This window comes from Vibrio sagamiensis NBRC 104589 (assembly GCF_007990935.1).
Taxonomy (GTDB): domain Bacteria; phylum Pseudomonadota; class Gammaproteobacteria; order Enterobacterales; family Vibrionaceae; genus Vibrio; species Vibrio sagamiensis.
Window position 1 is genome coordinate 96,937 of the sequence record NZ_BJXJ01000010.1, and the last position, 22,628, is coordinate 119,564.

20 protein-coding genes are annotated in these 22,628 nt (G+C 39.9%); 15 read left to right on the forward strand and 5 right to left on the reverse strand.

Translation table 11 applies throughout. The features are described 5' to 3' along the window. Positions 1 to 59: 59 nt before the first annotated feature. A complete protein-coding gene (locus VSA01S_RS06730) occupies positions 60 to 584 on the reverse strand; it encodes an NUDIX domain-containing protein (RefSeq protein ID WP_039979652.1) in 525 nt (174 codons plus the stop codon). A 199-nt stretch (positions 585 to 783) separates the two neighbouring features. Here VSA01S_RS06730 and VSA01S_RS06735 point away from each other — a divergent pair, with 199 nt between their 5' ends. Next, complete coding sequence (locus VSA01S_RS06735) at positions 784 to 1,023, forward strand: putative hemolysin (RefSeq protein WP_039979653.1); 240 nt, start codon at positions 784 to 786, stop codon at positions 1,021 to 1,023. 157 nt (positions 1,024 to 1,180) lie between these two features. Beyond that, positions 1,181 to 1,840 carry a hypothetical protein gene (locus tag VSA01S_RS06740; protein WP_039979654.1) on the forward strand — a complete coding sequence of 220 codons (660 nt, stop codon included), beginning with the start codon at positions 1,181 to 1,183 and terminating at the stop codon, positions 1,838 to 1,840. Here the strand turns inward: VSA01S_RS06740 and VSA01S_RS06745 are convergent. Together VSA01S_RS06745 and pncB are read right to left on the reverse strand one after the other, a co-directional pair. Beyond that, positions 1,809 to 2,666, reverse strand: a complete 858-nt coding sequence (locus VSA01S_RS06745) for a YdcF family protein (protein ID WP_039979655.1) — start codon at positions 2,664 to 2,666, stop codon at positions 1,809 to 1,811. The genes VSA01S_RS06740 and VSA01S_RS06745 overlap by 32 nt on opposite strands. Positions 2,667 to 2,745: 79 nt before the next feature. After that, the gene (gene pncB, locus VSA01S_RS06750) at positions 2,746 to 4,056 is read right to left on the reverse strand and encodes a nicotinate phosphoribosyltransferase (RefSeq protein ID WP_039979656.1); all 1,311 of its coding nucleotides are present in this window, start codon (positions 4,054 to 4,056) and stop codon (positions 2,746 to 2,748) included. Positions 4,057 to 4,461: 405 nt separating this feature from the next. Between pncB and VSA01S_RS06755 the strand changes: the two genes are divergently transcribed. Both VSA01S_RS06755 and VSA01S_RS06760 read left to right on the forward strand, forming a co-directional pair. Next, positions 4,462 to 5,187 carry an NUDIX domain-containing protein gene (locus VSA01S_RS06755; RefSeq protein ID WP_021710984.1) on the forward strand — a complete coding sequence of 242 codons (726 nt, stop codon included), beginning with the start codon at positions 4,462 to 4,464 and terminating at the stop codon, positions 5,185 to 5,187. A 127-nt stretch (positions 5,188 to 5,314) separates the two neighbouring features. Beyond that, positions 5,315 to 5,968: an isochorismatase family protein gene (locus tag VSA01S_RS06760; protein WP_039979657.1), complete on the forward strand. Its 654-nt coding sequence runs from the start codon at positions 5,315 to 5,317 to the stop codon at positions 5,966 to 5,968. A gap of 106 nt (positions 5,969 to 6,074) precedes the next feature. Here VSA01S_RS06760 and VSA01S_RS06765 read toward each other — a convergent pair whose 3' ends face one another. Continuing rightward, positions 6,075 to 6,512 (reverse strand): hypothetical protein, encoded by a 438-nt coding sequence (locus VSA01S_RS06765; RefSeq protein WP_039979658.1) that lies wholly within the window; start codon positions 6,510 to 6,512, stop codon positions 6,075 to 6,077. A gap of 386 nt (positions 6,513 to 6,898) precedes the next feature. On the opposite strand from VSA01S_RS06765, the gene VSA01S_RS06770 reads away from it, so the two are divergent. From VSA01S_RS06770 to VSA01S_RS06790, 5 genes are all read left to right on the forward strand, one after another. Beyond that, the gene (locus VSA01S_RS06770) at positions 6,899 to 7,738 is read left to right on the forward strand and encodes a phosphate/phosphite/phosphonate ABC transporter substrate-binding protein (RefSeq protein WP_039979659.1); all 840 of its coding nucleotides are present in this window, start codon (positions 6,899 to 6,901) and stop codon (positions 7,736 to 7,738) included. Between the two features lie 9 nt (positions 7,739 to 7,747). Beyond that, positions 7,748 to 10,375 (forward strand): hybrid sensor histidine kinase/response regulator, encoded by a 2,628-nt coding sequence (locus VSA01S_RS06775; RefSeq protein ID WP_039979661.1) that lies wholly within the window; start codon positions 7,748 to 7,750, stop codon positions 10,373 to 10,375. 153 nt (positions 10,376 to 10,528) lie between these two features. Next, positions 10,529 to 11,173 (forward strand): DUF2057 family protein, encoded by a 645-nt coding sequence (locus VSA01S_RS06780; RefSeq protein WP_039979662.1) that lies wholly within the window; start codon positions 10,529 to 10,531, stop codon positions 11,171 to 11,173. Between the two features lie 73 nt (positions 11,174 to 11,246). Continuing rightward, a complete protein-coding gene (locus VSA01S_RS06785) occupies positions 11,247 to 11,585 on the forward strand; it encodes a YggL 50S ribosome-binding family protein (protein WP_039979664.1) in 339 nt (112 codons plus the stop codon). A 1,144-nt stretch (positions 11,586 to 12,729) separates the two neighbouring features. Beyond that, on the forward strand, positions 12,730 to 13,629 hold the full coding sequence (locus VSA01S_RS06790; RefSeq protein ID WP_039979666.1) for a LysR family transcriptional regulator: 900 nt from the start codon (positions 12,730 to 12,732) through the stop codon (positions 13,627 to 13,629). Positions 13,630 to 13,700: 71 nt separating this feature from the next. On the opposite strand, the gene VSA01S_RS20285 is transcribed toward VSA01S_RS06790, so the two are convergent. Continuing rightward, positions 13,701 to 13,925, reverse strand: coding sequence for a hypothetical protein (locus VSA01S_RS20285; protein WP_227739597.1), 225 nt, complete (start codon positions 13,923 to 13,925; stop codon positions 13,701 to 13,703). A 159-nt stretch (positions 13,926 to 14,084) separates the two neighbouring features. Here VSA01S_RS20285 and rimK point away from each other — a divergent pair, with 159 nt between their 5' ends. From rimK to VSA01S_RS06825, 6 genes are all read left to right on the forward strand, one after another. Continuing rightward, the gene (gene rimK / locus VSA01S_RS06800) at positions 14,085 to 14,990 is read left to right on the forward strand and encodes a 30S ribosomal protein S6--L-glutamate ligase (RefSeq protein WP_039979667.1); all 906 of its coding nucleotides are present in this window, start codon (positions 14,085 to 14,087) and stop codon (positions 14,988 to 14,990) included. A gap of 65 nt (positions 14,991 to 15,055) precedes the next feature. Then, on the forward strand, positions 15,056 to 15,484 hold the full coding sequence (locus VSA01S_RS06805) for an ATP-dependent zinc protease family protein (protein ID WP_039979669.1): 429 nt from the start codon (positions 15,056 to 15,058) through the stop codon (positions 15,482 to 15,484). A gap of 368 nt (positions 15,485 to 15,852) precedes the next feature. Then, on the forward strand, positions 15,853 to 17,763 hold the full coding sequence (speA, locus tag VSA01S_RS06810; RefSeq protein WP_039979670.1) for a biosynthetic arginine decarboxylase: 1,911 nt from the start codon (positions 15,853 to 15,855) through the stop codon (positions 17,761 to 17,763). 1 nt (position 17,764) lies between these two features. Next, the gene (gene speB / locus VSA01S_RS06815; RefSeq protein ID WP_039979671.1) at positions 17,765 to 18,685 is read left to right on the forward strand and encodes an agmatinase; all 921 of its coding nucleotides are present in this window, start codon (positions 17,765 to 17,767) and stop codon (positions 18,683 to 18,685) included. A gap of 267 nt (positions 18,686 to 18,952) precedes the next feature. Continuing rightward, on the forward strand, positions 18,953 to 20,158 hold the full coding sequence (emrD, locus tag VSA01S_RS06820; RefSeq protein ID WP_039979672.1) for a multidrug efflux MFS transporter EmrD: 1,206 nt from the start codon (positions 18,953 to 18,955) through the stop codon (positions 20,156 to 20,158). Between the two features lie 278 nt (positions 20,159 to 20,436). After that, positions 20,437 to 22,527: a S9 family peptidase gene (locus VSA01S_RS06825; RefSeq protein WP_371860769.1), complete on the forward strand. Its 2,091-nt coding sequence runs from the start codon at positions 20,437 to 20,439 to the stop codon at positions 22,525 to 22,527. Positions 22,528 to 22,628: the final 101 nt, after the last annotated feature.

The following is a 22,628-nucleotide window of genomic DNA, read 5'->3' on the forward strand; positions in this document are numbered from 1 at the left end:
TTCGCTTGCGTATCTGACATAGCCCGAGTTCCATAGGAAGTTCGGTTTTTTAAACCAAACTATTTATTGAGCAATTCTTTAACGATCAGTTTTAATAAAAAAGTTTCTCGCTCTATACTCATCCCTTTCTTAGGGCTTTCAAGTATTACTCTTTCATTATGAGCAATCGCTTGGTGAATATTCATCCAAACTGGACGCATTCCATTATGAATTTCATAATCTTCATATTGGGTTTCACCTAGCTCACGTTTAACATCACAGGTATAGCAGTAAGAGGTCATATGTATGACTTCAGCGCCATCTTTGTGCCAAGGACGAAATTCTTCGTATAAACCAAAGGGTTTAATATCTTGCATAGACTCAGCCCCTGTTTCTTCCCTCAGTTCACGATGCAAAGCTGAAATGATGTCTTCATCTTCATCGACCCCACCACCAGGTAAAGTGTAATCGTGATAACGTTTTGTATAAAGAAGCAATATTTCTTCTCCATCTAAAGCTATAGCTCGTGCAGCACGACGCTGAATCATCGATTGACCATCCAAGTGATCGACTCCTGGATGGATTAAAGTTTTTAAATGTCTCAATATAACCCCTCATGTAGTTATATAACAGTAACTTCAAAATGTTAACTTTAACGTCAAAGTTCTTTCGGTAAACTTCGACACATCAACAGAATTTTACCGAAAGCTTCCTATAATAAATATAAGAATCAATTATTCTCTTACTAAGTAATCTTAAAATCTCGTGTGAAATAAAACAATATTGATATAAAAGGAAATAGAAATGAAAAAAATGTTAATGGTGTTTTCCGTATTTACAATGATGATAATGGGGTGTTCTCTTCATGAAGGAGTCACTCATTCAAATGAGTATACTTCAACCGCCAACCCTGCTGCTCTCTATTGTATTCAACAAAACGGCTTTCTAGATACTGTTACTGAAAATGCTTCACGAACCAGTTATTGTATTTTACCTGATAATGACCGAGTGGAGCTATGGGAGCACTACCATATGACTCATTAGCTAACAATAATATCATGAATTTAAAATAAAGCTTTGGGTGTTTTTTATCGATTTAGAACACCGTTCGATTTTACAATAAAATGACTTTGAGATGATTAGACGTTGAACTAATACTAATAAGTTCAATAGAAGTTTTGATTAAGTTTTGCATTTGAAAATGAAAGTAAATGAAAAAGATCAAGCATTGGATTTAGCACATAAAGAGCAAACCACTGCAAGCAGTAAAAAAAATATTTATAGCTCACTGAAAGTAATATTAATGACTATGGCCATTAGTCTTTTAGTTAATTTTAGCTTACGTATTGATTTTATGTTTTTAGATAACGGCCTAAGTGAGCGTTCTGTTACTGAAAGCCTTCAATTAACAATGCTACTCATCACAACAGTTACTTTTTTTCGTTTGAGTCAAAAAAACCAAGCGCTCTCCTACTCTGCAACACTAATTACGGGTTTCTTTGCTGCTCTGTTGATTAGAGAAATGGATTATTGGTTTGATATGATCCATCATGGAATTTGGGTGTACCCAGCATCATTGGTCAGTATATTAGCTTGTTTAAAAGCTTATCAAGGCGGTAAAAATACCATTAATCAGATGGCAAACCTACTCCAAGAACAATCAATGCAACTGCTTATTGTCGCTGTCGTTTTATTATTAGTTTTCTCTCGATTGTATGGCATGGGAAGTTTCTGGCGACATATCATGGCAGAACACTTTGTTCATGATGTCAAAAACATCGCTGAAGAAGGGATCGAGCTACTTTGCTATAGCCTAATCGCGTTTAGCTCTATTTCAACTTACCGCAAAGTAATTCGATAGACTCAGGATCCAAACGACGTTTTAGAATGGTTAAAATGGGCTCAATCACCCCTAATGCGACGTTAATTTCCTCAAAAGAATAGGTAAAGGCTGTTTGCTCAATGGCCTTTGATAATTGGATGATGTGTGCATGAGAATGATCATCGAGAGACATCAACAATAACTGTTTGATTGCCTTCCGTGCAATGTTTAATGGTTGACGTTGAACTTCTATTAACGAGCGATGAAAAGCCCGATTCTTTACCCCATGCAAATAAACACGATAAGTCGTAAGAGCATCACATGCTAAAAATGCTTCTGCCAGTGCTCCTTTATGTGGGTATGGCACACTAATGTGTTGCTCAACATCTAAAGGGATATTGGCAGTAATATCCGCTTGCGCACAGTGTAATTGAAAGAGTCGCAATAAACCTTGTTCATCTAACAGAGTTTGAATCTCAATTAATCGGGCAAGATGGTAGTCATTTGATAGCAAAGACACGTCTATTATGTCACCACTAGTAGCAAAGCTGCTTTGAATAAGCAGAGCTGCTGCATTTTGTATGTTTTGAACTGTGTTGACCGACTGATTTTCAAGTAAAATAGGTAAGTTAGAAAAACGACTCTGTGACTGGCTTATAAGTTGTTGGTAATACCAAAACATCGCATCGGCTTCAGAAACTGCTTGCCCAACTGTTTTACCACCGCAAAATATCACTGTCGTCGTTTCTGCACACAACTTGGGCATCATTTCGATGAGTGCTTCAACTCGGGATCGCCCCTCCGCAGTTAAATTCCCTCTAACTAGGCGCTTACCTAAAACAAGTAACACCTTTTTGCGTTTCATTGGCTCACATTACCCCAAGTTGCTATATACCCAAGTCATTTCAAGATCCCCAAGTGACCTTAAGATGCTTGAGTACAGCTTAAATCTCAAGCAAATAGTTCTGACCTTCAGTTTCTAAACGATCAATCAACTTACGGCAGTGATCTAAATCAAGGGGTTGATTAAATCGTCGTTTCAAATTCATTAAGAAGAAAATATCTTCACACATTGCTTTCTCTGGCTCATCACTTATTTTTGCCACTGGGGAGCCATTACAAGCAACCATTTTGATCACAATAGAAAGAGGGGAATAAGTTTCACCACGCTCATTAGAGTAAGTATCCATATCATTTGCTAAGAAAGTTCCGATGCCAAAGCTCACTTGAACTCTGTTCTGGAAGTGCTCGCAAATATCAAGTGCTTGCTCAAAGTTGAGCCCGTCAGTAAACACTAAGGTTTTACTCATGGGATCAATACCGTGTGACAGGTAATGCTTAATGATCTTCTCACCCCATTCATAGGGACAACCGCTATCGTGTCTTACGCCAGCATAAGCACGGCTCAAGCTTTCATCAAAATCTTGTAAGAAAGCGTCAATCCCAATGGTATCGGTCAAGGCTATACCTAACGCCCCATTAAACATTTTATGCCAGCGCTGCAATGCTACCTTTTGCGAATCTTGGACATTCACCAATGCTTGATGCCCCATGAACCACTCATGAGCAACTGTTCCTATCGGTGTAAGTCCTAACTGATGAGCAAGGTGATAATTGCTGGTGCCTGTTAAGCACTCAGGGAGTGTCGCACTGATATACTCGAGCATTAAGCGCTGAGCTTTATAAGAAAAGCGTCGACGAGTCGACATATCAGCAAATTTAAAGTTACTGATATTACGTCGCTTTAATTCAGCTTTAAGAATACGCACCTTTTTATGAAGGGTATCAAGAAAGTGCTCAGCAGGAATATCAGCCCAGCGTGAACGGCTTCGGACCTCAGAAACAATACTCATGATGATCGTTTCATAAAGAATGGTTTCCTGCCATAAACCAGCAACGGTAATGTGTAGCTGATTCTTACCGTCTAAGCCCTTTTTAATACTGAAAGTAACATGACGTTCTGGATGAAAACAAAAAGACTGGAGAGACTCAATAAATTGCGTTGATAAATATGGCGCAACACGTTGAATGTACTTGATGTGTTCAGGTGTAAATCTAATATTCTTCAACAGGTTAACTTGCTTTTCCACTTCAGGAAGTAAAGCAGAAAGATCTTCATCGCTACGAACAATGAATTTATAAGCGACTTCAATATCAGGGTAGTGTGACACTACCGCGCTCATCATATTCACTTTATATACGTCAAAATCTAACGCACTTTGTATGATACGAGAAGAAAATAAATTACTGGTCATGTGGAGCCCTTTTGCATGCCCTGTTAAAATCTACTCAGTCTTGTTTCATCCCACCTGAAAGTCCTAGAATATTGGTACTTTAAAGCTGTGTATATCAACATAAATTGAGTATATAACTATTTGTTACTTACTTAGTGCATAAACAATAAACACCCAAGTTTAGTTTGTCAACTTTTGTTACTAACTACTCTAGAGAATAATGTTTCATGAGTCTTTTAGTGATGAATTAATCCTCAAATTCCCAAAACATCTTCCATTTACCACAAACTTCATCGATAAAGAGACAACCTTAAGGAACCCCTTAACCACAAAATATAATTCAGTTTATAACATTTCGTTACTTACATATTGATTGAATGTAGCTTATACGCTAGATTACTTACAAATCATATTTAGGGGCTTATCATGATCGTCTGTGTCGATATCATTCCATTTCGATTATCTGGGTGCGCAGAGAAAAGACTTGAGGTGTTATTACTGAAACGTTCTAACCCTAACCGCCCCTATCACGGTGTTTGGGCCTTACCAGGTGGCTTCGTTTTCGATAAAGACATGACAGAGCAAGGTGGACGTCCAGCAGATGAGAACTTTGAGTCGGCACGCCGTCGTATCTGTAGAGAAAAGATCCACACTTATCCACGTCATTTTAGTGAAGCTTTTTTTGATAGCGATCCAAAACGCGATCCAGAAGAGTGGAGTTTAAATATCACACACTATGCTTTACTCGATAGAAACAATGTGGAACAAATCAATGACGCAGGTATGCCAGAATGCCACCTAAAATGGTTTCCACTGCAAGACATTCTTAATGGGGATGAAGTTCTGGCTTTTGATCATCAAAAAATGATCGAAATTGCATGGCAGAAGCTCCGTGCATCAATTGAGTATACCTCTGTCTTGCTTTTTGCCTTAGATAAGGAGTTTCTGGTTGCTGATATTATCGCGGCTTACCAAGAGTTTGGTATTGATATTAGCCGTATGACCATAAAGCGTCGTTTAATTGACTCTGGTGTGGTAAAGCCTACTAATAAGGTAGCCTCAACAAATAGAGGGAAAGGAGGTAAGCCAGCAATGGTTTATGCATTAGCTAATGATGGTGTCACTTTCTTCCAGAACTGTTTACGCGGCTAGGCTTGCATTTCTCAGCTTGCCCAAATAAGAGCAAAATAAGACATTATTACAGAACATCACAAACACGTTCAGTATCCTACAAAAGCTCAATAGCCCTAACAATGAAAAATATATAGGCAATACATTTATGACTATTTCCGTTAACTATCAAAACACAGCAATTATCGATGTCGATCCACAAAAAGGGTTTTCTGAGATTTGTCCTGATGAGCTCCCCGTAAAGGGAGCATTAGAGATAGTCCCTGAGTTGGTGAAAAACCATACCAAAGGCAGACTTAAGCTCGTAAGTCGTGATCTTCACCCACCTAAGGCAGCTTGGGATGCAGAAACGCCAGCCAACATGTTAGAACCCGTCGGGTTGCCAAATGTTGACTTAAAATGGAACCGTCATTGTGTGATAGGCACTCAAGGTGTCGAATTACTGAATGGTTTACCTCCTGTATTGGATTATGATTTTCAGGTGAACAAAGGCATGGACCCTGATGCACACCCTTATGGGATTTTCTTCCACGATATTGACGACACTATCACAACCGGTGCCAATGAATTCCTTAAATTTAACCAAATCGATACTGTCATCATAGGTGGCTTAGCACTCGACTTCTGCGTTAAAAAGTCCGTTTCTCAAGCTCTCAACCTAGGTTTCAAAGTGATAGTCAACCTCGCCTCAACTCGCGCTGTGTTACCCGATAAATGTAATCAAGTTATCGCTGATTTAGAAAAGCAAGGTGCTGTATTTGTTGCATCCGCTAATGAGATACTGTGTGATACCCCGGTTTAATTTGATGGGGAGTGGTATAGCCAAGTAACCTTGAGATTATTAGCTATACCCTTAACGATAGCGTGCTTGTACTAGAAAAGGGGAGGTCTTGATAATTTGCGGTGCTTTACATATCAATATGATAATTGTTGTTCGACTGATTAAGTGGTATAACCCAGTTTTGTTCTGACTCACTGACACTCATTGGTACCCAATGAACATAAATTTTTTTCCAGTTACTGTTTATTTCTAATTCTACCTGGCCAGTAAGCTTGGGATAAACCGTCGTCAATCTCGATCTTGGATCTCCAATAGAATCACCGGATGGATGTGTATAAGCTGCTTTCGAGTAAATATGCAAGGCTCCATTCGTATTACCATGATAGTTAAAAGAAAGTGTTATTGTTTTACCAAGATCAAAATTAAAATCACGGGCAGCGACAATATCTTTTGTAGTCGGAGATGTATCGTACACTGGATTAGGTTTCGTACTCTCTCTATCATCATCGCAAGCAGTAATAAAAACTCCCCCTAAAAGAACAAATAGCGTAACTCTAACATTCATGTTCTACTCCAAGTAATGAGAAAATATCAGCCAATACAACATACTTCTAAACAAAGCTATGATTCAGAATTTTTACATTAGGCTTCTGATGATCGATAGACTAAGAAAATATATGCAAATTTGATACCGAAAAGCATTGTGTATCTCAACAAGAGATTCATTTAAAAGACCAATAGGAATATGTTCAGTCTCTACCTCCTGATATCAACTGTAAACGTACAAAAATTACTTAAAGATGCTGAGTTCAGTGAGACAGCTTAGATATATAACGATTTATTTCAGTTAATATCAGATTGATGAAAAATACATTTCCTGATCGAGTTGCCTATTATTAATAAATACAATGATATTTATTAATAAATGATTTCTCAAAACAGGAGAAACCTATGCTTAACCAAGCCCATCTGACTAAAAAGAGTGTCATCTTGAGAAGGTCATTTCTCTTTTTCGGTCTATTTGCTATTAGTTTCACACCAATAGTACTTTCGAAGACTCCACTTACGTTTGGGGTTGTACCTCAACAATCGGCCGCCAAGCTTGCCGAGCAATGGCAACCTCTCCTTGATGCTTGGGGTGAACTCGCCAATGTCGAATTTAAATTTGCCACCGCTCGTGACATCCCAACTTTCGAGCAGCGCCTTGCTGACGGTCAATACGATGTCGCTTATATGAACCCTTATCATTTTACTCTGGTGAATAAGACTCCTGGCTATAGCGCTGTAGCACATGCTAAAGATAAGAAAATTAAGGGCATTTTAGTCACAAGAGCCGATTGGTCCGGCACCGTAGCTGATCTTGCAGATGAAACGATTGCTTTTCCAGCACCAAGGGCGTTTGCCGCTTCGATAATCAACCAATCCGAGCTAGCACAAAAAAACATCCCAATCACTGCCAAGTATGTCGGTTCTCATGATTCCGTCTACTTAAATGTCGCGAAAGGGCTATACCCTGCGGGAGGCGGCGTCATGAGAACCTTTAAAAGCCTGCCAGAAAAAACACAACAACAACTGAAGATTCTCTATACCACTTCTTCGTATACACCTCATGCGATTGCAGTATCTCATAATGTTCCGATTGAGGCCCAACAAGCATTGCGCCAAACCATCGGAGCATTGAATTCAAACCAGCAAGCACAACAAAGCTTCAAACAACTCAACATCAAGGGATTACAAAAAGCAGATGACAGGGATTGGGACGATATTGTGCAACTTAATTTATCTCTTTAAAGGTTCTGAATGACCTTAAGAATAAAAACGATCATTGGTATCGCTTTAATTGAAGCCTTAGCACTCGCTATTCTCATTATCAGTGGATTAAGTTGGCTTAAAAGCTCAAATGAGCAAAGTTTAGAGCTAGGCAGCAAGCAACTGGTTAATGTTTTTGCTAAAGCGTCAAGAGATGCGGTAATAGCGACAGATCTTGCTTATCTAGAGAGTTTCGCTAAGTCGGTCGTCAGTGAGCATAATCTTGCTTATATCAGGATTACTGATAGTGACGGTATCATGTTAACCGAACAGGGAAATTATGACGCAAATGAGGTAAACACTAACTTAAGCCCATTCGAAAGCCGCAATGGTATTTATGATGTTGCAGGATCTATCCTACTCGGTTCTACTTCTTATGGGCTTGTGGAGATGGGAGTAAAAGTCGATTCAATTCACCAGATTCTCCATTTAGCAACAAAAGCGAGTATCCTGATCGCTCTATTGGAGATGACTTTTGTTGCTCTATTTTCGTTCGCTCTTGGCAGTTATTTAATGAACCGTCTTGATTCATTAAGGCAAGGTGTTGTTAAAATAACCCAGCAAGGGCCTGGAGCAGAGTTACCTCTATCAGGTAACGATGAAGTTACACGCGTTGTCGAAGCTTTCAATCAGATGTCGACTTCTCTTTCTAAAGCACAGACAGATCTCAAACAGCAATACCAAAAACAGAAGTCTCTTTCAATCAAGGTAGCACAGCTAGCCCAAGTTGCAGAGCATGCTAGAGACGCCATTATTATTACTGATATTGACGGTCGAATAACTTGGGTCAATACAGCATTTGAGGAGTTAACAAAATACCTATCTCATGAAGCACTCGGTAAAATGCCTCATCAGTTACTTCAGGGGCCAGAAACCGATCCTCAATATCAACGAACTTTTATCGAAAGCATAAAAAATCATGAGCCTATCAGAGTACAATTACTTAATTATACCAAGAACCACCAGCCGTATTGGGGAGAGCGAGATCTTTCCCCAATCATCGATTCATCAGGATACACTCAGGGATTCATTATTGTAGAGCGTGATATCTCAGAAAGAATCGAAATTGAGAAACAACTTTCCCAAGAAGTTAAAAAAGCAGCCCAAGCTACGCGTGCAAAATCTGAGTTCTTAGCCAATATGAGTCATGAGATACGTACTCCTATGAACGCTATTATGGGGTTTAGTGAAATATTATTAGAGAATGAAAAGAACACTGAAAAAAAAGAGCTTCTTCAGTTGATCTATGCCGCCTCGGATAATTTAGTGAACATTATTAATGATATTCTTGATTATAGTAAAGTAGATGCGGGCAAACTACAGCTAATAGAAGAAGAGTTTAATATTATCAAATTAATAGAGAGCAGTATGGCCTTATGTGCCTTTCAAGCCAATCAAAAAGGTTTGACGTTATTAATAGATTCTCATTCCGATACACCGAGCATTGTTTTAGGTGACAGAGGGAGGATTAATCAAATTTTAATTAACCTGCTTGGTAATGCAGTTAAGTTTACTGATAACGGTCATATCTTATTAAAATTAAAGGTAGAAACTACCAAACGCAGTAATACCTATCGTTATCACTTTGAAATTATAGATACAGGCATAGGTATTTCAGAACAACATTTACCTAAAATTATAAACAAGTTCGAACAAGTAGATAATTCAGTGACTCGAAATTATCAAGGAACGGGATTAGGCTTAGCAATTTCGCGACAATTGATTGCTCTTCATGGAGGAGAACTCTCTATTACATCCCGTTTTGGTGAGGGTTCTTGCTTTTCCTTTGCACTTCCACTGAAAGTTAAAGTAACCTATAAAGAAAGTACGTCTCTTCTATATAATAAGAATATTTTACTCATTGATAGTTATGAGCCTCGGGTTAATATTATAAGAGCACTTGCAGAATCGATGCAGTTTTCACTAACGGTAGTACCCTCTGTTGCTGAAGTGTTATCTCAAACCTTCCTTGCTGGACCCTTTGATAGGATTATTGTCCAACCGACATCATATGAGGACGTAGGTAAACTGATTGAACGCCGAAAAGCATTAACTAAAAGTAGTCAAAAACTTATCGTTATGCTCCCTTACTCACCTAACCTTCTTACCAAAGCTCAGAAAGAGCAAAGTGATTTTCTTCAACAACCTATAACTCGTAATCAACTGATTAAAACAATAATAGGAAGGGAAAAGGATCATACGGGAAATAACATTAAATCTGAAATTTGCCTATCTGGAAAAAAAATACTTCTAGTCGAGGATAATAGAATAAACCGTATCTTAATATCCAAGATGCTACCGGTTAATAGTATTGAACTTATCTTAGCTGAAAATGGTGTCATAGGTTTGGATCTCTATCAACGCACAAAACCCGATATTGTCATTACAGATATCTCAATGCCAGATAAAGACGGCTTTACCCTTGCTCAAGACATTCGTTTATTACAGCAAAAGAACGAGTATCCTTGGTGCCCAATTATTGCTCTTTCTGCCCATGCATTTGAAGAGGATAAAGCTCAGAGTACTCAATACGGAATTAATGCTTACCTCACAAAACCTATAAAGAAAAATGATCTGAACGATATGATTGCAAAATGGTTGATGATAGAAAACCAGTAATTATCTATATATAATCCAGACCTTAATGATAGTAATGAAACAATATGCTTCCTGTCATTAAAATTTTCACACTTCTAGTATGTAAGAGTTGCAATAAAGTTCTGAACAATGCACTCTTTCTGTATATTCATTACTGCATTTAGGATATTAACAATGAAACTAATTAAGCCATTAACTTGCGCCCTTGCTTTGGCACTGAGTGGCCAGGCCTTTGCGAGTATCACCATCACAGTTCCAGCGGAAGTATCTATTTTGGCCGCTAATGGCGAAAAAGTTCGATTGACTGGAGATTTTTTTGATGATGTAAAAACGTTTACCCTTCCTGACGGAGAAAACCAATTTGTGTTTCGCTACTCTCCATACTTCAACCAAGGAAAGGATCGTGTAAATGCAGAAAGCGATGTCATCGTCACACGTTTTAATGCAGCAAATACGCAAATCACATTCGAGCTCCCTAAATACAGAGATCTGAAAGATGCAAAAAAACATATCAAGGATCTAGATTGGAAGTTAATCAATACAACTGGTCAAGCTATACCAATGAAACAAGACAAGTTACTTAAGCCAGGGATGCAGATTGGCCGAGATTATTTACGTGAACTCGAAAGTTATAATAAAACTGCCGGTGTTGCATCAATCGGTCTTGGTAAGGCTCAAATGCAACCTGTTACATTGCCAGCTAAATTACCATCAGGCATGACGGCAGACTCAACCGCAGAAGAAATGCTTCATTTTTGGTATCAAAAAGCAGATACTGAAACTCAAGCACGCTTTAAAGATTTCGTCAACAAACAATAATCTTGAGCTAATTTATCTTGGGATATAAGAAATTGAAGGTACTAAGGATAGAAATCCTAAACGAGAAATAATTATGAAAATAGACAAAATCGATAATAAAAATCGCCGTATCCGTAAGAAGCTATTCCTAGGTGAGTTCGCAATTTTAGGATTTGAAATAAGTTGCAAAACTGATATCAACGATTTTGAGCGTTACGATGTATTTGTTGACGATTTCATTGACTACATTGATGGATTAAATCTCTGCTTTGGTGGTGGCGGTTTAGAGTTGTTCGAAGGCTTTCTGTGCTCCACAGAGCGTTACAGTAGCGCAACTGAAGAACAAAAGAAACAGGTCTTAGCTTGGTTAGAAGCTCGTCCAGAAGTAAGCCATGCTAAAGCCAGTGAACTAATAGATGCCAACTACTTCTAGATGAAATTTGTACATATATAACTTTTTTGGACGATTATGTTACCAGATCGAGCATAAGTTATCTGAACGAAATTGAAGTCCATTTAATCAATAAAAAGCTGATTCATATCAGCTTTTTATTGATAGGTAATTCTGCAGTTAGTGCTAAATTTTAAGACGACACCGTTTGATTAAAATCTTAAAATTTACAGTGGGCTAAGTCTTCAAAGCTGGAAGACTTAAATACCCACTTTCTTAAGTTGCTCATAATTCTCATTCGAGTCTTTAAAGATTAAGACTTCCGTACTATTTCAGTTTTGGTGTCTTTCCAATATTGAATTCGCACCCGATGCAATTGTGCTTTTCTCATTTTCTTCATAGCCATCTCCTTCATTGACATATAAACGCTCTTCATGAGCTTATCGTTTTATATCACACTATAAATCTAACGAGGAACAGATAAATAAACAGTGTTGTAGTTCACAAGATATCGATAAAACAGCAGACTTTCGACCATTTGTTTGCTCTCAAGCTTGTGATAGTCATTAATATACCTCATGAATATTACAAATCGATGGCAATTGATATTATCCAGAGCGGTGAACTCAAAATGAAATTTAGTATCATTTTTTCGATAACTTAACTTCTTGCATTAACATAACTGTTATAAATGTTCTCACAAGTTTGTAGGATATTTCTTACATTCTCTGTAAGCTTAAAACCAAACCTTCATGAATAAAAATCAAAAAAAACACTTAAACCTCTAATACTTAAAGATAAAAATTTAAACTTCATTTTTGATGATAAAAACTTTCTACTAAACCAATTGAATAACATTGGTGGAGTAGCCATACTCAATTGTGTCAATAGGATGTTGACAGGAACAGAAAAACCTAAAGGACTAGTGACTTCGGAACAAAGGATTGTATAGGTACCCTACATGGATGTTGTCTTGGAAAGAAAACACCCGTCAGGATGATAGGTCAGTATGGACACCGCTAGGACGGCGATGAACGCAGACTTGTAGCCGGATCGCTACGAAAAAGAATAAGCCCCCGTTTGGGAAACCACGCGGGGTTTTATTTTACCTGTCATTTATCCGCCTCTCAACGTTCTGCCATACATCTGTTATTATTTTAACAATTTCTCTAGCAAACGACACCCTATGATGAATCCTATTTGGTTACATACATTCAAAACTCTTGTCGAAATAGGTCACTTTACTCAGACGGCAGACAAACTCTACATGACCCAGCCTGGTGTAAGTCAGCACATCAAAAAGCTTGAGCAAGCTTGTCAACACTCATTAATTAAACGCGAGAACAAAAGCTTCGAATTGACTGAACAAGGTCGCATAGTATATGCCTACGCACTAGAGTTAGAAGAAAAAGAGAAAAATCTACTAGAGAACTTAAGCTTTGATGACCCCCACACTGGATATTGCAAACTCGCTTGCTCTGGTGCACTTGCACTGTTACTTTTTGAGCCACTACTTGAAAAGCAAAAACAGCATAAAGGCTTATCGATTCACCTAGAAGCCGCGCCTAATCAGTCGATTCTCAATAGGATTGCTGAGGGGCGAATTGATATGGGTATAGTGACCTATTCACCAAATAAAAGCGTATTTCAAAGTGAGCAAATTGGTCGAGAGACATTGTGTTTGGTCTTACCTAAGTCCTACGAAGGCAAAGCGCTCGTACCGGAACTGCTAAGAAACTGCGGTATCGTTGGACACCCGGACGCCGAACATTACATGTCACTATTTTTCGATCAATGCACAGACCCATTATTGAAAGAGATCAAAATCAGTAACATACCACTCTCAGGGTATGTTAACCAGTTAAGTCAGATTCTATTGCCCGTGAGTAAAGGACTCGGTTTTACCGTTTTACCCTACAGTGCAGTGGATAGCTTTTCACTAAAAGAAGAGCTGTATGTGGCTAAGTTACAACAGCCAGTATACGAAGACCTATTTTTGGTCAGAAAACGCAGCCGCACACTGCCACTGCGTTACCAAACCATCAAAGAAGTCTTATTGGATGTTATTGGAGATACCCATCAATGATGTTAACCATTCTCCATGATAAGGCGTTTATCTTGGCAATCCAACCCGTATGGCCTAATAGATAACCAGCTCTACGGTGCACCTTCTGTTATAAATAACTCCGCACTATCAACGTCATCTATTGTGAACCTCTTTTTGGTTGATATACGCCTTGCTGTTGGCCACTTTTTGGTGCGCGACAAACGATGAATTTTTAGCTCAACTTTCTTTATATGCCACTTGACAGTCGCACGCAGCAAGACACGAGAGCTCAACAAATTATTTTTGTCGTTTCGACGATATTTTTTCGTTTTCATTTAATGAGAAAACTCCATAAGGTGGCGCACCTCTGACGACATGGTTGTCCAATCACAATTCTAAATCGTTGAAGTGAGTGGATGCTACCACATCAATAAAACCCACTATACTCTATGTCTATATTTTCATATTAGGTACTGACTTACTAAGGAATTGCCATGCGTATTGCTATTCTTTCTCGTAATGAGAGTCTATATTCAACCATGCGTCTAAAACAGGCGGGTGAAGAGCGCGGACATCAAGTCGATGTTATCGATACCCTCCATTGTTACATGGATATTACGAGTAATAACCCTAGGATTCGCTACAAAGGTGAAGAACTCCCTCAATATGACGCAGTCATTCCACGTATCGGAGCCTCCATCACTTTCTACGGCACTGCTGTAGTGCGCCAGTTTGAAATGATGGGCACATTTTGTGTAAATGAATCAGTGGCGATCAGTCGCTCTCGTGACAAACTTCGTTCAATGCAATTACTCTCGAGGAAAGGTATTGGTCTACCTCGTACTGGTTTTGCACATCGACCAGATAATATCCATGATGTGATCAAAAATGTCGGAGGCGCTCCACTTGTCATTAAACTTCTAGAGGGCACTCAAGGTATTGGGGTTGTACTGGCTGAGACAACAAAAGCAGCCGAAAGTGTCATTGAAGCCTTTATGGGGTTGAAAGCAAATATCATGGTGCAAGAATTTATCGAAGAAGCTAATGGCGCTGATATCAGATGTTTTGTTGTCGGCAGTAAAGTTATCGCAGCCATGAAACGTCAAGCAAAAGAGGGGGAATTCCGCTCAAACCTTCACCGTGGCGGCTCAGCCCAGTTGATCAAACTGAACAAAGAAGAGCGAGCTACGGCAATTAATGCAGCTAAATCGATGGGGTTAAATTTATGTGGTGTTGACATACTTCAATCGAAGAATGGTCCCGTTGTTATGGAAGTCAACTCATCTCCGGGTTTAGAAGGTATAGAAACTGCAACCGACAAAGACATTGCAGGCATGATATACGAGTTCATCGAAAAGCACGCGAAGCCGTTTTCAAACCGAACTCGTGGAAAAGGCTAATACTTATATACTAAGATGGCCTAAGCGATAGACTTAGGCTTATCACTCATCGCTAGGATAATACTATGAATCAAAAAATTATTATCGGTAACGCCGAAGCTATTGGCTTACCAGATTTGGGGATTAGTCATTTAGAAGCACGTATAGATACCGGAGCCCAGACCTCTTCTTTACATGTAGATAATTTGTATTGCTTTGACAAAAGTGGACAATCATACGTCGAATTTGATCTACATCCAGACATATACAATTTGGAACACACTGTACGCTGTAAAGCACCACTTAAAGCCAATCGTAAAGTCAAATCATCTAATGGTACTTTTGAACATCGCTGTGTTATCACAACAACACTGCGCATGGGGAATATCGATTGGCCTATAGATATTACTCTCACCAATCGTGAAGAAATGACTTATATGATGTTATTAGGGCGTCAAGGTATGGCTGATAAAGTTTTGGTTGATCCGAGTAAATCTCATTTACTTGCTCTGTAAAGTCTGTGTTGTCGTCTATTATGTCTTCTACTTCTGAGTTGAGCTTGAATCATTTTTGTTCAACCCAGAAGATCATCATTAAACAATTGATCTTATTCTGAAACAAGAATCTTTAATCGAAATCATAAAATTTAATTGTTAGACACTCTCACGAATTTATTCGTTAATTCTTGCCGACAACACTACCTCTCAACCCTCAGAAAAACTTTGATGCAAAAGCGAACTTTTACGGCACATAAGTAATATGAAATCCAATGAGGTTAGTGACTGTTAAATCAATAGTTAAGGTCTAAGCCTTATCATTTGCTTTTTTGTATTTTCTCCTCTATTTCCTATGAGGGTGAAAATATACATTTGTGAGAATCAAGTTGGAAAAAACAACAAAATTAGACCGCATCAGAGCGGACTACAACGTACATTACTGGAGCCAGGGTTTTTATGGCATTGATAATCAAGGGGAGGTTTACGTCTCTCCTCGTGGTGATTATCCTCATCAAATTCCTTTTAGCGCTATTGTCGACAAACTAGAAAGTAAGCATTTAAACCTGCCCGTTTTAGTACGTTTTCCACAAATCGTACACCAACGCGTGCACAGTATTTGTCAAGCTTTCAACCAAGCAATTGAAGAGTACCAGTACTCAAATCAGTATCTTCTGGTGTATCCAATTAAAGTCAATCAACAAAAGGAAGTTGTTGATGAAATTTTAGCCAGCCAAGCACAGCTGGAAACCAAGCAATTAGGGTTGGAAGCGGGTAGCAAACCGGAGTTACTGGCAGTTCTCGCTCTTGCTCAGCAAGCCAGCTCTGTGATCGTTTGTAATGGATACAAAGATCGAGAGTACGTTCGTCTTGCTCTAATAGGGGAAAAGCTTGGCCATAAGGTTTTTATCGTGCTTGAAAAGCTGACTGAGCTTGATTTGGTTCTACAAGAAGCAAAAAGTTTAGGTGTCACGCCTCGACTTGGTCTTCGCATTCGCTTAGCTTCTCAAGGCGCAGGAAAATGGCAAGCTAGCGGAGGTGAAAAGTCAAAATTTGGCCTTTCCGCCTCACAAGTTTTAAATGTGATTCAACGCTTAAAGCAAGAAAAGTTGCTCCACACGATGCAGTTAGTCCATTTCCATTTAGGCTCACAAATGGCCAACATTCGTGATGTCAGAAATGGTGTCAACGAATCTGCGCGCTTTTATTGTGAGTTACGCGCTATTGGTGCACAAATCGATTATTTTGATGTCGGAGGTGGTCTGGCTGTGGATTATGATGGTACTCGCAGTCAATCGTCCAATTCTATGAACTATGGCCTCGCAGAATACGCTCGCAACATTGTTCAGACTATCGGGGATGTTTGCCAACAATACGAACAGCCCATGCCTGTGATCATTTCAGAGTCAGGACGTTCTTTGACTGCTCACCATGCGGTTTTAATCTCTAATGTTATCGGTACGGAAACTTACCAACCAGAAGCCGTTTGTGAGCCAGCCATCGATGATCCGATTTTGCTGCAAAATATGTGGCGTAACTGGCAAAACTTACAAGATGGCTCTGACGCACGAGCCCTTATCGAGCTTTATAACGATACACAAAGTGATTTATCCGAAGTGCATTCACAATTTGCCACCGGAGTACTAAACCTAGAGCAGCGAGCGTGGGCAGAACAGTTGTCACTGCGAATCTACTTCGAGCTCAGCACAAAAATGAGTACCAAAAATCGTTTTCATCGACCCATTTTAGATGAGTTGAGTGAACGTCTCGCTGATAAATTTTTTGTCAATTTTTCTCTTTTTCAATCTCTACCTGATGCATGGGGAATTGATCAGGTCTTTCCCGTTCTTCCTCTCTCTGGACTTGGGGAATCAGAAGAGCGTCGGGCCGTTATGCTTGATATCACCTGTGATTCTGATGGTGCCATTGATAACTATGTTGATGGGCAAGGCATAGAAACGACCCTACCCGTTCCAGCCTGGAGTAAAGACAAGCCTTATCTCATCGGTTTTTTTCTCGTTGGCGCCTACCAAGAAATCCTTGGCGATATGCACAACCTATTTGGCGATACTCATAGCGCTGTTATTCATGTTGATGAACAGGGTCAGTTTGAAGTCAGTTATATCAATGAAGGAGATAGCGTTGAAGACATGATGCGTTATGTCCACATCGATGTCGCTGCTATTCGTGACAATTACAATCAATTGGTTTCAGAGCGAGTTGAAGCCGGTGAACAGCAATCCATTCTTGCTGAGTTAGAGCAAGGGTTAGCTGGCTATACCTATTTAGAGGATTTTTAATATGAATGATTTGTTTACAAAGACTGATTATTCGCTTTATTCGAACTCGATGTCGTTTCTACGTTTACCTTACATTAAAAACCCAGTCGCGACACAAGCCGATGTTGTCATACTTGGCGTCCCCCTTGATATGGCCACTTCTGGCAGATCTGGCGCACGCATGGGACCCGACGCGATTCGAAGGGCATCCGTTAACCTCGCTTGGGAAGGTAAAAAGTTCCCGTGGGATTTTAACCTACTTGATAAACTGAAAATCGTAGATGCTGGCGATCTTGTCTTCGATTGCGGTGATGCTGAAGATTTCACTTACCGTCTGGAGGCCGCGACTAGTGAAATTCTCAAAAGTGGTAAAACCATGTTAGCGTTAGGTGGGGATCATTTTATCACCTTACCGATACTACGTGCTTATGCTAAACATCATGGTCAAATGGCATTAGTTCATTTTGATGCTCACACGGATACCTACGCCAACGGCAGCTCCTACGACCATGGCACAATGTTTTACCATGCACCAAAAGAAGGTCTTATTTCTGAAAAACACTCCATACAGATTGGGATCAGAACCGAGTATAAGCAGCAAGATCATGGTTTTCATGTGCTTAATGCCATGCAAGCGAATGACATGCCAGTCAACGAAATCGTTGCAGAAATCCAACGCACAGTAGGTGACAAGCCAGTTTATGTCACTTTTGATATTGACTGCTTAGATCCTGCTTTTGCCCCAGGCACCGGAACGCCTGTTTTAGGTGGATTAAACTCTGATAAAATCCTCAAAATCATTCGTGGTCTTGCTGGGATGAATATCGTTGGAATGGACGTCGTAGAAGTCTCCCCTCCCTACGACAATAGCGATGTAACGGCCCTCGCTGGTGCCACCATTGCTCTGGAACTCTTGTATGCTTATTCTGTAGGTAGAGAATAAATACCGAGAGCTCAGGTACCTTACTCAATCAGAGGGGACTTAGGTTCCCTTTTCACCTCAAAGCCCACCCAAAATTCTATTAGTTTTTCTAATCCTTGTGTAGAGTATTTTTCTTGCTTAGAGTCACAAAACGTTGTTGCTAATATGGTCATCAATCTCTAATATCTCGCGCTCATGCTAATTAGCCATAGATTTATAACTAGATATGGTTGCTTTTGCATAAATCATCGTTCTTTATGACTGCCTGATATTTGGAGAAATACATTAATGTCTGCCTCATTCCCATTAGCGAAACTTACCTTTCTCATCGCTATTTTGACCGCTGTTGGTCAGCTGACACAAACCATGTACGTCCCATCTATTGGTTATATGGCCGGTGAATTTTCAGTCTCAGCGTCAACCCTTCAGGCGGTGATGGCATGTTATTTAATTCCCTACGGCTTTTCTCAGTTTATTTATGGACCGTTATCGGATCGCATTGGACGCAAACCTATCATTATTGTCGGCCTGTTAATCTATGTTGTTGGAACATTGATTGCGTTATTTGCCCATCAGTATGAATGGTTTCTTGCAGGTAGCTTTGTGCAGGGGCTCGGCATCGGCTGCGGAGGTGCCATGTCACGTACTTTGACTCGTGACTGCTTTGAAGGTACAGAGTTACATCGAGCAAACAGCCTGATCAGCATGTGTGTTATTTTTTCACCTTTGATCGCTCCCGTACTAGGTGGGTTCCTGACAGAAGAGTTTGGTTGGCGCTCCAGTTATTTATTTCTGTCGCTCTTTGCGATTGCGGTAACGATCACCATGATGACCAGCATGGTGGAAACCTTGCCAAAGGAAAAACGCCAAGTCGAATCTGTAACAAAAAGCTATCGCTTCGTCCTAGCTGATAAGCGTTTTCAAGGATTTTTACTCGTCCTTGTAGCTACTTTTTCAGGTGTTGCCGTATTTGAAGCCGCTGCCGGCGTCCTACTCGGAGGAGTATTGGGCTTACCCGCAACAACCGTGAGTATTTTATTTGTGTTACCCATTCCGGGCTACCTTGTCGGTGCTGGACTTTCTAGCTATTTAGCGCAACGTTACTCTGAGCGTCTATCTCTTAACGTAGGGCTAGGTGCTATCTTTGTTGGCTCTGCAATTGTTTTGGCTCCTGGTCTAATTGAAGCAACTTCCGCTGCCGCTCTTGTTGGGGGAGCAACATTGTACTTTTTAGGTGCAGGGATCTTATTCCCAGCCGCGACAACAGGTGCGTTATCTCCTTTCCCACTTCATGCGGGAACAGGCGGTGCAATTTTAGGTGGGATGCAGAATCTTGGCGCAGGATTGGTGACCTTATTAGCTTCAATGTTTCCAACTCAAGATCAGTTACCGCTTGGGTGCTTAATGATGGCAATGTCGCTCGTCGTTTTATTTGGCCTACGCTGGATACAACGTCAGCAAGTTCAAACCAACCAAGCAGCATTAACGATTTAAACCACTATACCCGAGCAGCCTCAGGATGCTTGGGTATAAACGAAATAGACAAAAAGAGACGAAAAGCCAGTTTAACCTTCTCCATTTCCGCTCACTGCGAATCAATTCCTTCTTTATACCTCATTTGCCATTATTAACATTTAAATAAGCCATCAAACTTTGTTAAAAAAATGTAAAACTCAAGCCACAAGGATACCCCAATGCGTTTTACTTTTCTTTCGATCGCTATTTCGACCATACTGGTCACTGGATGTAATAATAATAACGGAGTTCAAACCATGAGCCCTGCTTCTCAAGCGCAAATCACTGCTCAAGCGACATCGGCCCCCGTCGCCAAAAAAGAACCCTATCCCATGACCATACATGGCGATACTCGTATCGATGATTACTATTGGATGCGTGATGATCAACGCCAGGATCCAGAGGTATTGGGACACTTACAAAAAGAAAATCAATATGTCGAGACCGTTTTAAAGCACACAGAACCATTACAAGAAAGCTTGTTTGAAGAGCTCAAAGGTCGTATTGCAAAAGATGACAGCTCGGTGCCAGTCCGTGAAGGAAAGTATTTTTACTCCAGTGAAGTGACGGGAGACAACGAGTATAGAACCTACCTGCGTTCTATCGATGCTCAAGGTACCGACAAACAGGTTATCTTAGATGTCAATCAATTGGCAAAAGGTCATGATTTTTTCAGCATTGGCGACCTTTACATTAGCCCAAACAGTCACCTCTTAGCCTATGGCGAAGATACTTTGAGTCGTCGTATTTACACAATCAAGATCAAAGATCTCACAACAGGTGAGTATCTAAAAGATGAAATCCATAATGCAGCGAGCTCAATCGCTTGGCAAAACGATAACCAAGCCTTCTATTACATAAAGAAAGATCTTGAAACATTACTGGGCTATCAAGTCTATCGCCACCAGCTAGGTACGCCACAAAGCGACGATCAACTGATTTATGAAGAAAAAAATAACGCCTTCTATACCGACTTAAGTAAAAGTAAAGATGGGCAAGAAGTTTACATTTGGCATTCCAGCACTGAAACAAGCGGAGTGTCGGTCATCGATGCGAATAATCCAGATGCCCAAGCTAAGATTTTCTACCCTCTAGAAAATGGGGTTGAGTACAGCGTAGCCAAACTTGGCGACTGGTACTACATCTTAACGAATGATAAAGCAGTCAATTTCCGCTTGATGAAAGTCGCCAAAGACCAAGTTCAAGATCGTTCTAAATGGGTTGATGTGATCCCTGCAAATAGTGATGTTCAATTGGTTGACTTCACTCTACTGAATGATCACTTAGTGTATGAACAGCGAAGTAATGGCCTATCTAAGATCACCATTCGCCAACTTTCTACTGGAAAAGATTACCCACTCGATTTTAATGATTCAGCGTTTACTGCCTACTTAACGGGTAATTATGAACTGGATAATCCATACGTTAGAGTGTATTACAGCAGTTTAACGACTCCGGGAACTTACTACGATTTCGATCTGCAAACACATAAGTCAGAAATCGTTAAACAAACCCCAGTTCTAGGAGATTTTAAGGCCAGTAATTACCACTCAGAACGTATTATGCTGCCAGCTAGAGATGGAAAACTGATTCCTGTTTCTTTGGTGTATCGTAAAAATTTATTTAACAAAAATGGAACCAACCCCATTTATCAATATGGCTATGGCTCCTACGGCTCAACTATTGACCCATCATTTCGTTCATCTCGTTTAAGTTTACTAGATCGAGGCTTTGTATTTGTTATTGCTCATATTCGAGGTTCAGAGATGCTTGGCCGACCATGGTATGAAGATGGTAAAAAATTAACCAAAAAAAATACCTTCAACGACTTCATTGATGTCACTAAAGCATTGGTTACAGAAGGTTATGGTGCAAAAGATAAAGTGTTCGCTGTCGGACGCTCTGCTGGTGGTTTATTAATGGGAGCAATAGTTAATCAAGCTCCAGATCTGTACCGCGGCATCGCTGCTCACGTTCCATTTGTAGATGCAGTCACTACCATGCTGGATGAAAGCATCCCCTTAACGACCAATGAATACGACGAATGGGGTAATCCTAACGATGTACAATATTATGATTACATACTGAGCTATTCCCCTTACGATAACGTCACAGCACAAAATTATCCCAATATTTTAGTCACTACAGGCCTCCATGATTCACAAGTACAGTACTTTGAGCCCATGAAATGGGTCGCCAAGTTGCGCGAACTAAAAACCGATAATAATGTTCTGTTGTTCAAAACTGATATGGAAGCTGGGCATGGCGGTGCATCTGGTCGCTTTGAACACTTGAAAGAAGACGCGTTAGAGTATGCTTTCTTCTTAGACTTACTCGAAACCAAGTAGCTAAAGCAATTTTATTATTCTCAAATACTAGCTTAAATCCTTTGCCCGTTAATTACGGGCATTTTTACAAGCTGCAAAAGTGGACAAATATAGAAATTAAG

Excerpts from the sequence above, each read along its gene's own strand:
- VSA01S_RS20285 (WP_227739597.1), bottom strand. The coding sequence starts at position 13,925 with ATGAAAACGAAAAAATATCGTCGAAACGACAAAAATAATTTGTTGAGC.
- VSA01S_RS06775 (WP_039979661.1), top strand. The coding sequence starts at position 7,748 with ATGACCTTAAGAATAAAAACGATCATTGGTATCGCTTTAATTGAAGCC.
- rimK (WP_039979667.1), top strand. The coding sequence starts at position 14,085 with ATGCGTATTGCTATTCTTTCTCGTAATGAGAGTCTATATTCAACCATG.
- speB (WP_039979671.1), top strand. The coding sequence starts at position 17,765 with ATGAATGATTTGTTTACAAAGACTGATTATTCGCTTTATTCGAACTCG.
- VSA01S_RS06825 (WP_371860769.1), top strand. The coding sequence starts at position 20,437 with ATGAGCCCTGCTTCTCAAGCGCAAATCACTGCTCAAGCGACATCGGCC.
- VSA01S_RS06745 (WP_039979655.1), bottom strand. The coding sequence starts at position 2,666 with ATGAAACGCAAAAAGGTGTTACTTGTTTTAGGTAAGCGCCTAGTTAGA.
- VSA01S_RS06780 (WP_039979662.1), top strand. The coding sequence starts at position 10,529 with ATGAAACTAATTAAGCCATTAACTTGCGCCCTTGCTTTGGCACTGAGT.
- VSA01S_RS06805 (WP_039979669.1), top strand. The coding sequence starts at position 15,056 with ATGAATCAAAAAATTATTATCGGTAACGCCGAAGCTATTGGCTTACCA.
- emrD (WP_039979672.1), top strand. The coding sequence starts at position 18,953 with ATGTCTGCCTCATTCCCATTAGCGAAACTTACCTTTCTCATCGCTATT.
- VSA01S_RS06735 (WP_039979653.1), top strand. The coding sequence starts at position 784 with ATGAAAAAAATGTTAATGGTGTTTTCCGTATTTACAATGATGATAATG.
- VSA01S_RS06790 (WP_039979666.1), top strand. The coding sequence starts at position 12,730 with ATGATGAATCCTATTTGGTTACATACATTCAAAACTCTTGTCGAAATA.
- VSA01S_RS06770 (WP_039979659.1), top strand. The coding sequence starts at position 6,899 with ATGCTTAACCAAGCCCATCTGACTAAAAAGAGTGTCATCTTGAGAAGG.
- VSA01S_RS06785 (WP_039979664.1), top strand. The coding sequence starts at position 11,247 with ATGAAAATAGACAAAATCGATAATAAAAATCGCCGTATCCGTAAGAAG.
- VSA01S_RS06740 (WP_039979654.1), top strand. The coding sequence starts at position 1,181 with ATGAAAGTAAATGAAAAAGATCAAGCATTGGATTTAGCACATAAAGAG.
- VSA01S_RS06760 (WP_039979657.1), top strand. The coding sequence starts at position 5,315 with ATGACTATTTCCGTTAACTATCAAAACACAGCAATTATCGATGTCGAT.
- pncB (WP_039979656.1), bottom strand. The coding sequence starts at position 4,056 with ATGACCAGTAATTTATTTTCTTCTCGTATCATACAAAGTGCGTTAGAT.
- VSA01S_RS06765 (WP_039979658.1), bottom strand. The coding sequence starts at position 6,512 with ATGAATGTTAGAGTTACGCTATTTGTTCTTTTAGGGGGAGTTTTTATT.
- VSA01S_RS06755 (WP_021710984.1), top strand. The coding sequence starts at position 4,462 with ATGATCGTCTGTGTCGATATCATTCCATTTCGATTATCTGGGTGCGCA.